We start from the raw sequence: 14,906 nt of genomic DNA on the forward strand, positions 1-14,906 counted from the left end.
CTTTGACCGGCCGCCGGGAATCGTGCAGTTTCCTTGGCTTCCGCGCTCGCCTTGGCGAATGGCGCCTGGCCGCGCGGCGTGACGGAGGATGGATCGCGTGATCCCCGCCCTGATGCCGACCTACAACCGTGCCGACCTCGCCTTCGAGCGGGGCGAGGGCGCCTGGCTGTGGAACTCGGACGGGCGACGATTCCTCGATTTCGGCGCGGGCATCGCGACCAGCAGCCTCGGCCATGGCCATCCGCACCTGACCAAGGTGATCGCGGAACAGGCGGCGAAGGTGATGCACGTCTCCAACCTGTACCGCGTGCCGCAGGCCGAGGAGCTGGCGGCGCGCCATGTCGCGGCCTCCTTCGCGGATTCTGTCTTCTTCTGCAATTCGGGCGCCGAGGCGAACGAAGGCATGGTGAAGGCCGTCCGCAAATATCATGCGGAGACCGGCCACCCCGAGCGCTTCCACATGATCTGCTTCGAGGGCGCCTTCCACGGCCGCACGCTGGCCATGCTGTCCGCCACAGGCAACGCCAAGTACCTGGCCGGCTTCGGCCCGCCGGTGCAGGGTTTCGACCACGTCCCCTTCGGCAATATGAATGCCGTGCGGGACGCCATCGGCCCTCAGACCGCCGGCATCATGATCGAGCCGGTGCAGGGCGAGGGCGGCGTGCGCCCGGCAGACCTGCGCTTCCTGCGCGAACTGCGTGCCGTCTGCGACGAATACGGCCTCCTCCTCGCCCTGGACGAGGTACAGACCGGCATGGGCCGCTCCGGAAAACTCTGGGCGCATCAATGGGCGGGGATCGAGCCCGATGTGATGTCCTCCGCCAAGGGCATCGGCGGCGGCTTCCCGCTGGGTGCCATCCTGGCGAAGGAGAAGGTGGCCAAGCACCTGAAGCCCGGCACCCATGGCACGACCTATGGCGGCGGCCCGCTGGCCTGTGCCGCCGGCAATGCCGTGCTGGACGTGGTGCTGGCGCCCGGCTTCCTCGACCAGGTGGATGGCGTGGCGCGCCTGCTGTGGCGTGGCTTGCTGGACCTCGCGCAAAAACATCCGACGGTGATCGAGGGTGTGCAGGGCGCCGGCCTGCTGCTCGGCCTGAAGCTGCGGCCGGAGGTCAACAACGGGGAGATGCAGGCCGCCGCCGTGGTGGAAGGCCTGCTGACGGTGGCCGCCGGCATGAACGTGCTGCGCCTCGCGCCCCCGCTGATCATCACGGAGGCCGAGGTGGCGGAGGCGCTGCGCCTGCTCGACCGCACTTGCCTGCGGTTGACCCCGAGCGCGTCGCAGGTCGCGGCGAAATGAGCGCGGCGCTGAAAAGCGTGGCGGGAGGGGGCAGCCCCTCCCCGCGTCATTTTCTCGAATTGATGGACCTCGATTCCGCGACCTTGCGCCGGATGCTGGACCTGGGCGTGCAGGCCAAGCGCGGCCAGGTCCAGGGCAAGCCGCTTGCGGGAAAATCCGTGGCGCTGATCTTCGAGAAGCCCTCCACCCGCACCCGCGTCAGCTTCGAGGTCGGCATCCGGCAGCTCGGCGGCGATGCGATCGTGCTGAGCTCGCGCGACATGCAGCTCGGCCGCGGCGAGACCCCGGCGGACACCGCCCGCGTCCTGTCCCGCTACGTCGACGCGATCATGCTGCGCACCGACAATGTCGCAAAGATCCGGGAGCTGGCGGAGCATGCCACCATCCCGGTCATCAATGGCCTCACCGATGTCTCGCATCCGTGCCAGCTGATGGCGGATGTGATGACCTTCGAGGAGCATCGCGGCCCGATCGCCGGCCAGGTGGTGGCCTGGACCGGCGACGGCAACAATGTGGCCCAGTCCTTCATCCAGGCCGCCGCCCGCTTCGGCTTCACCCTGCGGCTGGCGACGCCGCCCGAGCTCGCCCCGCCCGCGGACCTCATCGCCTGGGCGCGGGCGGAGGGCGCGAAGATCGAGCTGACCACGGATCCGCAGGCGGCCGTCGCCGGCGCGCGCTGCGTGGTGACGGATACCTGGGTCTCGATGTCCGACGAGACGGCGCAGCAGAAGCTGAACCGGCACAACCTGCTGGCGCCCTACCAGGTGAACGACGCGCTGCTGAAGCACGCCGCGACGGATGCCATCGTCATGCATTGCCTGCCCGCCCATCGCGGGGAGGAGATCACCGATGCGGTGATGGATGGCCCGCAGAGCGTCGTCTTCGACGAGGCAGAGAACCGCCTGCATGCCCAGAAGGGCGTGCTGCTATGGGCGCTCGGCCTGGGCTGAGGGGGTTCGGGCCTCGCCCGGCGCAGCGCGCCGGGCGGCGACCCAGCCGAGGCAGCCGAGCATCGCGACCAGCGGCACCACGGGCAGCAGGTAGCGCTGCTCCAGATGCACCGGCAGGTGCATCCCAAAGTAGCCGCCGATCACCAGCCAGGCGCCGAGCGCCGGCCAGGCGCGGGCATCGCCCCGCCAGGCCAGCAAAGCCGGTGCCAGGATCGCGCCGGCGGCCAGCGCATAGCCGATGACGCGGCTGCCGAGCAGCGCCAGCAGCAGCAGCGCCGCCGACGGCGAGCCCTGCCGAGCCGCCTGCCACAGCGCCTCCGGCCTTCCGAACCAGGGGCGGGGTTCGCCGAATTGCCGGTGCAGCTCCGCCACCATGTCCACCGGCATGAAGCCCACGCCGAACATTTTTGTGGGCAGCCGGACGACCATGGCGCGCAGCATCTCGGCCGGGTGGCGTCGCCAGGCGCGGGCATAGCGGTCGCTGGCCGTCGCCGCGATCTCGGGGGCGGTCATGCCGGCGGCGAAAAGCCGGGCATTCAGCGGGTCGATCCCGGCATAGCCCAGCCGGCCCACCGTCTCCCGCGCCGTGGTGTCGTACAGGTCGTCGCCGTCGAAGACCGGCAGGCCGCGGGCCACCAGAGGCAGCAGCGCCTGCACCATGACGATCTGCCGGCTGGTGGACAGCACCGCGACGCCGGCCCGGCGCTGATGCTCCGCCAGCAGCGCGCCGGCGGCCAGCAGCACCGGCAGCAGAACCAGCGCCATGCCGGCCAGGGCGCGGGCCGGGCGGAAGCCGGCGGCGCCGCGCCCGGCGGCGATCGCCGCCGCGGGCAGATAGGCCAGCGCCAGATGGGCCGTCGCCTCCCGCACCAGGGTGGCCAGGCCGAGCAGGACGCCGGCGATCAGCACCGGCCCCAACCCGCCCGGCCGGACCCCGGCGCGCCAAAGCAGCAGCGCGGCACCGCCGGCCAAAGCGGTGTGGATCGCATCGGTCATGACGGAGATCTGCGCCAGCACGGCATGGCCGGTGGCCGTCAGCAGCGCCGCCAGCAGGGCCAGGCCGGGCGCCAGGCCGAGCGCCCGCGCCGTGCGGTGGGCGAGTACGGCCAGCAGCGCCAGCGCCAGCATCTGCAGGCCCACCAGCAGCGCCGGCCAGTGGGCGGGCGCCAGGGCCTGCAGCGCCGCCAGCAGCGCCGGATAGCCCGGGGTGCGGAACAGCGCGGCCGGCGCCGGCCCCTCGCGCAGCAGGGCCTCGCCCACCGGCAGCGGGCCGGCGCGTAGCGCCTCGGCATAGGCCAGGTAGGTGGCGCTGTCCGGCGTGACCAGCAGGCCGAAGCTGGCAAAGGCCAGCAGCGCCGGCAGCGGGGAGAGCAGCGCGACCAGGCCCGTCGCCCACCAGCCGCCCGATGCCGCCGCCGCCCCCGATCGCATCGCCGCCGCCCATTCCGATCACGCGCCGGTTACCACCGCGGCGTGGCCGGCGTCGAGCCGGCGGACGCGGTGAAGGATCGCTTTGCCAAAGCGGCGCGCGGGCCCATCTTGTCGGCATGACATGCCTCACCCGTCGCGCCGCCCTCCAGGCCGCCGCCGCCGCTGCCGCCATCGCCGGCACCACCCCCGAGGCGCTGGCCCAGGCCGCCGCCGCCCCGCCCCCCTCCGCCGCCGCGCTGGCGGAGCGCCCGCTGTTCGGCGCCACGCTGCGGACCCTGCCGAACGGGCTGCGCGTGGCGCATGTGGAACAGCGCCGCGCGCCGGTGGTGGCGCATTACGCCTATGTCGCGGCCGGCGGCGGGGAGGATCCGCCGGGCCTGTCCGGCATCGCCCACTACCTGGAGCACATGCTGTTCAAGGGCAGCAGCCGCGTCGCCTCCGGCGAATTCTCGCGCCGCGTGGCGCGGGAGGGGGGCAACGACAATGCCTTCACCTCCCGCGACGTCACCGGCTATTTCCAGCATGTCGAGGCCAGCCGGCTGGACCTGGTGGCCATGATGGAGGCCGACCGCTTCGCCAGCGCGCTGATCCCGGCGGCGGAGATGGAATCGGAGCGCCAGGTGATCCTGGAGGAGCGCGCCCAGCGCACCGGATCCTCCCCCCGCGCCCTGTTCTTCGAGGAATTCGCCGCCGCCATGTGGGGCCGCCAGCACTGGCACGGCCGCCCCATCATCGGCTGGGAGGAGGAGATCCGCGCCATCAGGCACGAGGATCTGATGGCCTTCTTCCGCGCCCGCTACGCCCCGGGCAATGCGGTGCTGGTGGTGGCCGGCGCCGTCGACGGCCCGGCCTTCTGGGACGAGATCACCGAGCATTGGGGCGCGGTGCCCGCCGGCCCCGCCGTGCCGCGCGACCGCGCGCCGCCGCCGCGCGAGATTCCCATCCCCCGCCTGGTGAAGAACGACCCGCGGCTGCGGGGCGAGGCGACCTTCATCCGGTCCTGGCAGGCGCCGACGCTGACCGCCGGCGAGACCCGCCACGCCGACCCGCTGGAGGTGCTGCGCCACCTGCTCGGCGGCGGCCAGGGGTCCCGCCTACACCGGGCGCTGGTGGAAGGCGGCCTCGCCTTGGCCGTGGGCGCCAGCTACGACGGCGATACGGCGAGCTGGGGCGATTTCGACATCGCCGTGACCCCGCGGCGGGAGGTGCCGCCGGAGCGCGTCGAACAGGCCGCCATGGCGGAGGTGAAGCGCCTGCTGGACGAGGGCGGCCCGACCGAGGCCGAGGTGGCGCGCAGCATCCGCCAGCTTTCGGCCGGCGCGCTGCTGGCCCTCGACGGGCTCGGCGCCGCGCCGCGCATGATCGGCGGCGCGCTGGCGGTCGGCCTGCCGATCGAGGCGGTGGAATTCTGGCCCCGCCGCATCCGCGCCGTGACGCGGGACCAGGTGGCGGCGGCCGCCGTCACGGTGCTCGGCCAGGCGCCCTCGGCCAGCGGGTGGTTGCTGCCCGAAGGGGTCCAGGCGCCGGCGGAGGTCCGGGTATGAGCGGCAGCTTCAGCGTCGAGATCCAGGTCGTCACCACCCCCGGTGGCCAGACGGCCTGGCTGATCGAGGACCATTCGGTGCCGGTCGTCTCCCTCGCCTGGGGCTGGGATGGCGGTGCCGCGCTGGATGCGCCGGAGCATGCCGGCGCGCTGGCCATGGGCGCCGCCCTGCTGACCGAGGGGGCGGGCGAGCTCGACATGCTCGCCTTCGCCGATGCGCTGCGCGATTCCGCCATCGGCCTGGGCTTTTCCGCCCAGCGCGACGGCTTCGAGGGGTCCTTCCGCGCCCTGCTGCCGGCGCTGCCCGAGGCGGTGCGCCTGGCCAACCTGGCGATGCGCGCGCCGCGGCTGGAGCCCGATGCCATGGCCCGGGTGCGCGCCCGCGCCATCGCCAGCGCGCGCGCGGCGCTGGAAACGCCGCGCGGCCAGGTCGGCCGCGCCTTCTGGGCTGCCGCCTATCCGGACCACCCCGCCGGGCGCCCCCCCTCCGGCACGGTGGAGACGCTGACCGCGCTGCCGGAACAGGCGATCCGCGACGCGCTGGCGCGCCAGCTGCGGGCCGGCGGCGTGCAGGTGGCGGCCAGCGGCGCCATCACCGCGGCGCAGCTGGCCGAGATCCTGCCCCAGCTTTTCGCCGGCCTGCCGGCCGCGCCGCCGCCCAGCGCCCCGCCCCTGCCCGCCTTCACCCGCTTCGAGCCGCTGGTGGTGCCGGTGGTCTCGCCGCAATCGGCCATCCAGTTCGGCCAGCCCGGCCTGCCGGTGAACGATCCGGATTGGGAAGCCTTCCAGGTGGTGCTGCGCATCCTGGCCGGCGGCGGTTTCTCGTCGCGCCTGATGGAGGCGGTGCGGGTGCAGCGCGGCCTGACCTATGGCATCGGTGGCGGGCTGGATACGCTGTTCGGCCGCGGCGTGGTGGTGGGGTCTTCCGCAACCGACAATGCCAAGGTGGCGGAGACGCTGGCGGTGACGCGGGCCGAATGGGCGCGCATGGCGGCCGAGGGCCCGACCCAGGACGAGCTGGAGGATGCCGTGGCCTTCCTGACCGGCAACCTGCCGCTGCAATTCACCGATACCCGCCGCATCGCCGGCACGCTGCTGGCCCTGCAGCGCAACGGCCGGCCGCTGGACTGGCTGGAAGGCCGCAACGCCCGGCTGCGCGCCCTGACCCGCGAAGGCACCACCCAGGTAGCGGCGCGGCTGCTGAAGCCGGAGGCGCTTTCGGTGGCGGTGGCGGGGCAGCCGGTCGGCCTCTAAGGCACCATCCGATCGCACTGAATCAGTGCTGTCGGATTTCCTGCTTTGGAAGCAATGACTTCCAGAGCAGGCGATCCGTCCGAAAGGACGGATCGTGCTCCGGCCCCGGTCGGCGCGCCGCCCGCGCCCCCCGCCCGCGGGGCGGCACCAGCGCCGCGACCCGCTGCGCGACGCCTTGCCTCAGCCCTGGCAGGTGGTGCGGATTCCGGCCTGCATTTCGCCCACCGTCGGCTGCGGGCCGCTGATCCGGCCCAGCGCGATGGTGATCTCGCCGTTCGGCGAGAGAAGCTGGCGGCGGGCCGCATCCACCGGATTCGTCACATTGTTGATGCCGGTGAGCCAGATCTGCATCGTCTGCCGGGTCGAGGTGAAGTTCCTCGCCGTCACCTTCCAGAGGAAGGTCGGAGGGCTGGACGGGCCGACCGCCACCCTTTCCTGGAACGGAACGCCAAGGGTCAGCACCTCGGCACAGGGGCGGGCCTGGGCGATGGCGGGCAGCAGGGCAAGGCCGAAGCCGGTGAAGAGAAGGCGTTTCATCTCGATGACTCCGCGTGCCGGTGCCGGAACAATGCCGAAGCGGCGCGCAGGGTGCCAAAAGGTGGTGCCTACCGTGCCCATCGGCCCTGCCGATGGCTGCCCACCGCGAACGGGATCGGCAGCACCGAGGCTGCGGCGCATCCCAGCCGGCAGGCCCCAGGGTCCGGGTGACGCCCCTCTCCCATCCCCGGCGGGTTACCGCGCCAGCAGCGCCGCCAGCGCGCGGCCGAGCTGCAGCTGCGTATAGGGCTTCACCAGCCGCGGCGGCCCCTCCCCATCCGGCCAGGGTCCGGCGTAGCCGGTGGCCAGGATCACCGGCAGGCCCGGCCTTTCCCGCGCCAGCCGCGCCGCCAGAACCGCGCCCGTCATGCCCGGCATCGCGTGGTCGGTGACAAGGGCCACCGGCCGCGCCCCGGCGGCCAGCATACGCAGCGCCTCCTCGGCCGATTCGGCCGTCTGCACCTCGTAGCCCAGGTCGGCCAGCAGGGCGGCGGTGCTTTCCAGCACCAGCGGCTCGTCATCCACCAGCAGCACCTGGCCGCTGCCGCGCGGCGCCTCACCTTCCCGCCCCGCCACCACCGGCGCCGGCGCCTCTGCCGAGACCGGCAGCCAGAGCGTGGCGACAGTGCCGCGGCCCGGCGCGCTTTCGATCTCCAGGGCGCCGCCCGACTGGTGCGCCAGGCCATGCACCATGGACAGGCCCAGCCCGGTGCCCTGTCCGGGACCCTTGGTCGAGAAGAAGGGCTCCACCGCGCGGGCCAGGGTGGCGGCATCCATGCCGGTGCCGGTATCGGCAACGGCGACTCGCAGGTAGCGCCCCGGCGTCAGGTCCGGCACCGCCTGGCCCGGTGCCTGCGGCGGAACGCCCGGATCCACGACCTGCGCATCCAGCCGCACCACGATGCGGCCGCCATCCGGCATGGCGTCGCGCGCATTCACCACCAGGTTCATCAGCGCCAGTTCCAGTGCATGCGGATCGACCAGCGCCGGCGGCAGGTCAGCGGGCGCCTCCACCGCCAATTGGATGCGCGGCCCGGCGGAACGGCGCAGCAATTCCGACAGCCCCGCCAGCAGCGTGGCCAGATCCACCGGGCAGGGGTTCAAATCCTGCCGCCGGGCGAAGGCCAGCAGCCGCTGGGTCAGCTGCGCGCCGCGCTCCGCCCCCAGCGCGGCCGCGTCCAGGTGGCGCAGCAGCTGCGGCGTCGCCGCTTCCCCCAGCCGCTTGCGAGCCAGCGCCAGGTTGCCGAGCACCGTCATCAGCAGGTTGTTGAAGTCATGCGCCACGCCACCGGTCAGGCGGCCCAGCACCTCCATCTTCTGCGCCTCCAGCAGCTGCGCCTGGGCGGCCTTCAGGCTGGAGACGTCGCGCGCTTCCGGCACCAGGAGGGAGACGAGGCCATCCTCGTCCCGCACCGGCTTCACCGAGAAGTCGATCGCCAACGGCAGGCCATCGCCGCCGCGCATCGCCAGTTCCCGCCGCACGAAATGACCGGCGGCGGCGTGGCGCACGGCGTCGCGCACCGCGGCGCGGATGCCGGCATCCTCGGGCCACCAGGGCGCATCCCAATAGGGCCGGCCCATCACCTCCGCCGCCGTCACGCCGCCCAGCCGCAGCATGGCGTCATTCGCCTCCAGCACCGTGCCGTCGGGGGAGAGCAGGCCGATGAACTGGAAGGTGGCGTCGAAGATGCCGCGGAAGCGGGCCTCGCCTTCCCGCAGCCTGGCATTGGCATCGGCCAGCGCGCCGGTGCGTTCCGCCACGCGGCGTTCCAGCGTGGCATTGGCCTCGGCCAGGGCCTGCGCCTTCTGCCGCCGGTCGGTGACATCCAGCGCGATGCCGAGCATCCGGCGCGGCTGGCCATCGACGCCGCGCCGCACCTCCGCCCGCACCGCGATCCAGCGTTCCGGCCGCAGCTGCGCCAGGCGGAACTCCGCCTCCAGCGGCACCTCGCCGCGCACCGCCGCGGTCAGCGCCGCGGCAAGCGCCAGCCGGTCCTCCGCCTGCACCCCGCGCAGCGCGGCGCGGGCGGAGATGCGGCGGCGCGAGCGCAGGCCCCAGTCATCGAAGACATCGCCGATCAGCGTCAGCCGGCCCTCCCGCAGGTCCCAGTCCCAGAGGCCGATGCGCCCGGCCTTTTCCGCCAGGCGCAGCCGCGCCTCCCCCTCCTGGACCGAGGCGAGCAGCTCCTCGCGCTCGGCCAGTGCCGCGGCCAGGGCGCCGCCGCGTTCCTCGGCGGAATGCCGCGCCGCGCGCTCGCGCCGGTCCGAGTGCAGCGCGGCCAGGGCGAGCACGCCCGCCATGGCGGCGGACAGGCCGAAGATCAGCCCGTTGCGCAGCAGCCGCCGGCGGAAGGGTTCCAGGACATGCGACCGCGCGATGGCGGCGGAGGCCACCACCGGCATGCCGGCCGCCGCCTGCCAGGCCAGCAGCCGGACCACGCCCCGCTCATCCGTCACCTCCCGCATGCCGGCGGGGCCGCGCGGCGGGCCGGACTCGCCATGGGTGCTGCCGGTCGCGGCCAGCGGCCAGCGCATCACCGTGGTCCCGTCCTGCCGATCGATCTGCAGCAGCGCATCGGGGCCGAGTTGCAGACGCTCCGTCCCCGCGCCGAAACGCTCCGCCGAGATGGCCGCCACCACGGCGCCGCGGAACTCGCCGCCGGCGCCGCGCAGCCGGCGGGCCCAGGCGAAATGCCAGCCGTCGACCGGCGCGCCATGCATCAGCCCCAGGACATGCCCCGTTGCACCTTCGCGCAGCGTGGCGAACCAGCGCTGTTCGGCCTGGGACAGGCCCACCATCCGGCGGTCGCGGCTATTGGCCCGGATCCGGCCCTGGGCGTCGGTCACCCAGATTGCCTCCACCTCCGGCGTGCCGGTGGCGATCTCGCTGAGCTCGGTCCAATTGGCGCCGCGCAGATCCTCGAGGTCCACCCGGTCCGCCAGCTGCGCGACCCGTGCCGTGGCGAGTTCCGCGATGCGCAGCACGTGGTTGGCCTGCTGGGCCAGCAGCGAGGCGCTGTTCTGCGCATCGGCCCAGCCCTGGTCCAGCGTGGCGCGGCGATCCGCCAGGCTGGCCGCGACGAAGAGCCAGGCCGCGATCAGCGCGAAGGCGGCTAGGCTCAGCGCCAGCCAGCGCCCCGCCTGCCCCCCGCCTTCGGACCGCTCCGCCGCCTTCTCCCGCGCCAAGACCTCTCCATCCCCCATGCGACATTATTGCTCATCCGGCCTGCAGGGGCCCAGGGGCGCCCGAGGCCGCTGAAACGGGCAGCGCCGAGATGGTGTCACTTCGTCCCTGCTAAACCATTTCAGCTTCGTTTCATGCGGCTGCCCTGCGCAAGGAAAAGCTGCGCGCGCCTTCTGCGCGGCGAGGCCGCCTGGGAAACCGGGCTGCCCTGAGGCAGAAGATGCCCTATCCAGGGCCCGGGACCGAAGCGCCGGGCTGGGGTGCGGTCATCGGGCCCGGCATTGGCGGGAACAGCCCAGAAGGGGAATGAAGGCGATGCAGCAAGCCGGATCTGCGGCATGGGAAGCGGTGGCGGCGCTGGCCCGCCAGCCCGGCGCGGCCAGCATCCGGCGGCTGCTGGAGGCGGATCCGCTGCGCGCCCGCCGCTTCGGCTTCCGTGCCGCCGGCCTGCTGCTGGACCTGTCCCGCACCTCGCTGACCGAGAAGGTGCTGGCGGCGCTGCTGGAACTGGCGGCGGCGCGCGACCTGGCGGGCTTCCGCGACGCCATGGCGGGTGGCGCGCTGGTGAATGGCACGGAAGGCCGCGCCGCGCTGCACATGGCGCTGCGCGCCCCGGCGGGCGGCTTCCGCACCGGCGGGGAGGATGCCTCGGCCAGCGTGCAGGCGACCCTGAACGCCATGGCCGGCTTCGTGCGCGGGGTGCATGGCGGGCAGATTCGGGGCGCCGGCGGGGATCGCTTCACCGATGTGGTGAATATCGGCATCGGCGGCTCCGACCTCGGCCCGGCCATGGTGGCACAGGCGCTGTGGCGGCCCGGCCAGCCGATTCGGGCGCATTACCTGGCCAATGTCGATGCCCATGCCTGGGAGGCGCTGCGCCTGCAGCTGGATCCGCGGCGCACCCTGGTGCTGGTCGCCTCCAAGACCTTCACCACGCAGGAAACCATGGCGAACGCCCAGCTGGTGCGTGGCTGGCTCGCGCAGGCGCTGGGGCCGGCGGCGGTGCCGCAGCACCTGGCGGCGCTGTCCACCAACCTGGCCGCGACGGCCGCCTTCGGCATCGCGCCGGAGCGCGTCTTCGGGTTTTCCGAATGGGTCGGCGGGCGGTTCAGCCTGTGGTCGGCGGTGGGGCTCTCCGTGGCGCTGGCCTGCGGGCTGGAGGCCTTTGCCGGCCTGCTGGCGGGGGCGCGGGAGATGGACGACCATTTCCTGGCCGCCCCGCCCGGCGAGAACCTGCCGATGCTGCTGGCGGCGACCGAGGTCTGGCATGTGAACGGCCTGGGCTACCCGAGCCGCGCCGTGCTGCCCTATGACCAGCGCCTGGCCCGCTTCGCCGCGCATCTGCAGCAGCTGGAGATGGAAAGCCTGGGCAAGCGCGTCACCAATGCCGGCCTGCCGGTGGCCCATGCGACAGGGCCGGTGGTCTTCGGCGAGCCCGGCACCAATGCCCAGCATTCCTTCCTGCAGCTGATCCACCAGGGCACCACCCCGGTGCCGGTGGATTTCGTGCTGGTGGCCCGGCCGGACCACGGCCATGCCGCAAGCCACCGCATCCTGCTGGCCAATGCCCTGGCCCAGGCCGAGGCGCTGGCCCGCGGCCGGACCGAAGCGGAGGCGCGGGCTGAGATGGCGAAGGCCGGGCTGGATGCGGCGGAGATCGACCGCCTCGCCCCGCACCGCACCTTCCCGGGCGACCGGCCGAGCACCACCATCCTGCTGCCGGCGCTGACGCCGGCCAGCCTCGGCGCCCTGATCGCGCTGTATGAGCACAAGGTCGCCTGCCTCGGCGCCTTCTGGGACATCAACCCCTTCGACCAATGGGGGGTGGAGCTGGGCAAGCAGCTGGCTGGCGGCATCCTGCCGGCGCTGGAGCACGGCAGCCCGGCGAAGGATGCCGCGACGGCGGCGATGATCGGCGAGATCCGGCGGCTGCAGGAGGGGTAGCCGGGCCACTTTTCAGCCGGCGCCGCCCAGGTCGCGCAGCCTGTCGTAGCCCACATTCAGCCCGCCCATGCGCAGCGTCACCACCCCCGCATCGCGCACCGCGCCGGTGACCTGGCCAGTGACGCTGAAGGTCAGCGGCACGGCGGCGCCATTGCTGTCCCGCCCGCTGACCGTGACGCGATAGGTGCCATCCGGCTTCTGCGTGCCATTGGCGGTCTTGCCGTCCCAGTTCCACCGGCTGGCATTGGCGCCCAGCGTCACGTCGCTGGCCCGCACCAGGATGTTGTTTGCGTCGCGCACCTCGATCCGCGCGGTGCGGGCGGCGCCGGCGGCGGGCAGGTTCACCTGCGCCTGGCCGGATTGCAGGGGCAGCCGGTCCGATTCCACCGCCACCCGCCGGCCGACCAGCGCCGCGGCCTCGCCCAGCTGGCTCGATTGCTGCAGCGCCAGAAGCTGCTGCAGCGTGTTGTTGGTGTTGATCTGCTGCTCGACGGTCGAGAACTGCACCAGCTGCTGGGTCAGCTGGTTGGCATCCATGGGCGAGGTCGGGTCCTGGTTGCGCAGCTGCGTGGTCAGCAGCTTCAGGAAGGTGTCGAGGTCGCCCGATAGCCGGGTGCCGCTGCCATTGCTGGCGGTCCGGCCGCTGGCGGCGAGCGCATTGGTGACGGAACCGCTCATGCGGATGCTCCTTCAGACGGCAAGGTCGATGAGGCCGGGATGCGCCGGGCCGCGGCGGGTGGGAGGCAGGCGGGCGGCGGAGTCGGGGCCGGCCTGGCGCGCGGCCTCAGCGCGCGGATGGCCGCGGCCACCTTCCTGGCCTTGCTGCGCGGACTGACCCTGGCCCGGCTGGCCCTGGCCGAGCTGGCCCTGGCCCGAACTGCCCTGGCTGAGGCTGAAGCTGAGGCTGGGCGCGCGATCGCCGAAGCCGGCCTCCGACAGGGCGCGCTCCAGCTCCCGCGCATCGCGCTGCAGCAGGGCCAGGGTCTCGGGCCGCTCGGCGGAGACGCGGATGGCGGCCTCGCCCCGGCTGCGGTCGATCGCGACCTCGACCCGGCCGAGCTCCACCGGATCCAGCGTCAGGGTCAGGCTGGCATCCGGCCCCAGCGCCAGCGCCACGGCGAAGGGCGCGACCTGGCGCGAGGGCATGGCGACGGGCACCGGGCTGGTGCTGCGCGCAGGCTGCGGGCTGCGGGCGGGCGCCACCGTCGTGCTGGGCGGGACGAGGGCCTGGAGGGGCTGCGCGACCTCGGGGCGTGGCGCCGCCTGGTCCGGGGCCGCAGCGGCGGGCAGCGGTTCGGCAGCGGCCAGGACCGGCGCGGGGCCGGCGGGGGCGGCGTGCTCCGCCGCCGGCGGCGTCTCGGCCTCGGGCAGGGCGGCGGCCGCAAGGGGGGCGGGCTGCGGCAGATCCGCGCGCGGCGGCTCCCGCCCCGGCCGAGGCGCCGGCGGGGCGGCCGGATCGGCGGCCGGGTTAGGCGGGGCGGGGGTGGGCGCCGCGGCCTCGGGCGGCGGCTCCGCGGTGGGGGTTGCCGCGGTCCGCACCGTATCGGGGGCGGAAGCGGGCGGCGCGGGCGCGGCTGGCGGTGCGGCGGCGGTTGTCGAAGGCGCGGGCGTTCCGGCTGGCGCGGCTTCAAGTCCAGGCTCGGCCGGAGCCGGCGCGCCGGGGGCGGCGGCCGCGATGCGGCGGGGTCCCGCCGGCGGCGGCGGCACCGTTCCTGGCGCCGCCTCGGCCTGCGGCAACGCGGGCGCGCCAGCCAGCCCGGCCGGCGGCTCCGGCGCGGCTGCCAGGGAAGCGGGCGGCGCCGTGGCGAGCGCGGCCGGTGCGGCGGAGAGGATTGCGGGGCCAGCCTCGGGCGCGGCCTGCGACGGCGTGGCCTGCAGGGGGAGGGCTTGCGGGGCAGCGTCCGGGGCAGCGGCTTCGGCCAGGCCGGCCGCGGCCAGCCCTGGCGGGGCGGCCGGGGCGGTTGCGGCAGGGGCGGATGGCGCGGCGGGGGCCGCGGCCGGCCCTGGCGCAGCCGCTGCCGGGGTGGCGGCCGGCGCATCGGCTGGCAGGGCGGGGGCTGCGGGCGCGGCCTCGGCCGGGACCGGGCGCGCGGCCTGCGGCGCGGGGGCCGGCGGAAGCGGCGCGGCGATGGGGGCCGCGACGGGCGTGGCGGGCGCTGCCTGCCCCTTGGCCTGGGCCATCTGGGCCACCTCGGCCTCGGGCCCCAAAGGTTCGGGGGCCAGGGATTCGAGGGTCAGCGTCTCGGGGGCCAGGGTCTCGGTCTTCGAGGCCTCGGAGTCCGGGATGTCGACCGCCAAAGCTTCGGCCGGCAGCGGCGCCTCGGCTTCGGGACTGGGCAGCGCCAGGGCGGAGAGCAGCAGAGATTCGACCGGTGTGCCAGCCAGCTCGGGCAGGATCGCCGCCGCCAGCCCGGCCTCCGGCTCCGCAAGTTCGGAGGGTGCGGCGGGCGGCGCCTGCTCCAGCCCAGCCTCCCCCTCGGCGACCGCGCGCAGCAGCAGGCTGGCGAAGCCTTGCGGCTCGCTGGACGTGCTGCCGGCCGTGTTGCCGCACGGTCCCAGGGCTGCGGCGCCGGCGGCGATCGCGGTCGGGGCGGCGGCGGGCCTTGGGGCAGCAATGATGTCCATGGTCGCGGGCTCGCCTCCGGCTGGGGCGCGCCTGGCACGCCGCTCGGCACGGCCAGGGCAAGCTGCATGCCAGTCGACGCCGCCCCTGCCCCCGGCAGGACGCGCCACCAGCCCGGCAGGAACTGCCTGCCCCCGGCA

10 protein-coding genes are annotated in these 14,906 nt (G+C 74.2%); 5 read left to right on the forward strand and 5 right to left on the reverse strand.

Annotated elements, in window-relative coordinates:
• Nucleotides 1–97 precede the first annotated feature (97 nt).
• Entirely contained in the window at nucleotides 98–1,300 is a 1,203-nt protein-coding gene (locus J3S20_RS23260; RefSeq protein ID WP_216839060.1) for an aspartate aminotransferase family protein, read from the forward strand.
• Complete coding sequence (gene argF, locus J3S20_RS23265) at nucleotides 1,297–2,250, forward strand: ornithine carbamoyltransferase (RefSeq protein WP_216839062.1); 954 nt, start codon at nucleotides 1,297–1,299, stop codon at nucleotides 2,248–2,250. Before J3S20_RS23260 ends, argF begins: the two co-directional genes overlap by 4 nt.
• Here the strand turns inward: argF and J3S20_RS23270 are convergent.
• A complete protein-coding gene (locus J3S20_RS23270) occupies nucleotides 2,227–3,681 on the reverse strand; it encodes a hypothetical protein (protein ID WP_216839064.1) in 1,455 nt (484 codons plus the stop codon). The genes argF and J3S20_RS23270 overlap by 24 nt on opposite strands.
• Before the next feature lie 116 nt (nucleotides 3,682–3,797).
• Between J3S20_RS23270 and J3S20_RS23275 the strand changes: the two genes are divergently transcribed.
• Entirely contained in the window at nucleotides 3,798–5,225 is a 1,428-nt protein-coding gene (locus tag J3S20_RS23275; RefSeq protein WP_216839066.1) for a M16 family metallopeptidase, read from the forward strand.
• Nucleotides 5,222–6,478 (forward strand): M16 family metallopeptidase, encoded by a 1,257-nt coding sequence (locus J3S20_RS23280; protein WP_216839067.1) that lies wholly within the window; start codon nucleotides 5,222–5,224, stop codon nucleotides 6,476–6,478. The genes J3S20_RS23275 and J3S20_RS23280 overlap by 4 nt, the downstream gene beginning before the upstream one ends.
• Nucleotides 6,479–6,658: 180 nt before the next feature.
• On the opposite strand, the gene J3S20_RS23285 is transcribed toward J3S20_RS23280, so the two are convergent.
• Together J3S20_RS23285 and J3S20_RS23290 are read right to left on the reverse strand one after the other, a co-directional pair.
• Complete coding sequence (locus tag J3S20_RS23285; protein ID WP_216839068.1) at nucleotides 6,659–7,015, reverse strand: hypothetical protein; 357 nt, start codon at nucleotides 7,013–7,015, stop codon at nucleotides 6,659–6,661.
• Between the two features lie 195 nt (nucleotides 7,016–7,210).
• Nucleotides 7,211–10,219, reverse strand: coding sequence for an ATP-binding protein (locus tag J3S20_RS23290; RefSeq protein ID WP_216839069.1), 3,009 nt, complete (start codon nucleotides 10,217–10,219; stop codon nucleotides 7,211–7,213).
• 295 nt (nucleotides 10,220–10,514) lie between these two features.
• Between J3S20_RS23290 and pgi the strand changes: the two genes are divergently transcribed.
• The gene (gene pgi / locus J3S20_RS23295; protein WP_246603200.1) at nucleotides 10,515–12,143 is read left to right on the forward strand and encodes a glucose-6-phosphate isomerase; all 1,629 of its coding nucleotides are present in this window, start codon (nucleotides 10,515–10,517) and stop codon (nucleotides 12,141–12,143) included.
• Nucleotides 12,144–12,155: 12 nt separating this feature from the next.
• On the opposite strand, the gene J3S20_RS23300 is transcribed toward pgi, so the two are convergent.
• Together J3S20_RS23300 and J3S20_RS23305 are read right to left on the reverse strand one after the other, a co-directional pair.
• A complete protein-coding gene (locus J3S20_RS23300; protein ID WP_216839072.1) occupies nucleotides 12,156–12,821 on the reverse strand; it encodes a flagellar hook assembly protein FlgD in 666 nt (221 codons plus the stop codon).
• A gap of 12 nt (nucleotides 12,822–12,833) precedes the next feature.
• Nucleotides 12,834–14,768 (reverse strand): flagellar hook-length control protein FliK, encoded by a 1,935-nt coding sequence (locus J3S20_RS23305; protein ID WP_216839074.1) that lies wholly within the window; start codon nucleotides 14,766–14,768, stop codon nucleotides 12,834–12,836.
• Nucleotides 14,769–14,906 lie beyond the last annotated feature (138 nt).

Source organism: Falsiroseomonas tokyonensis (assembly GCF_019024325.1).
Classification (GTDB): Bacteria; Pseudomonadota; Alphaproteobacteria; order Acetobacterales; family Acetobacteraceae; genus Falsiroseomonas; species Falsiroseomonas tokyonensis.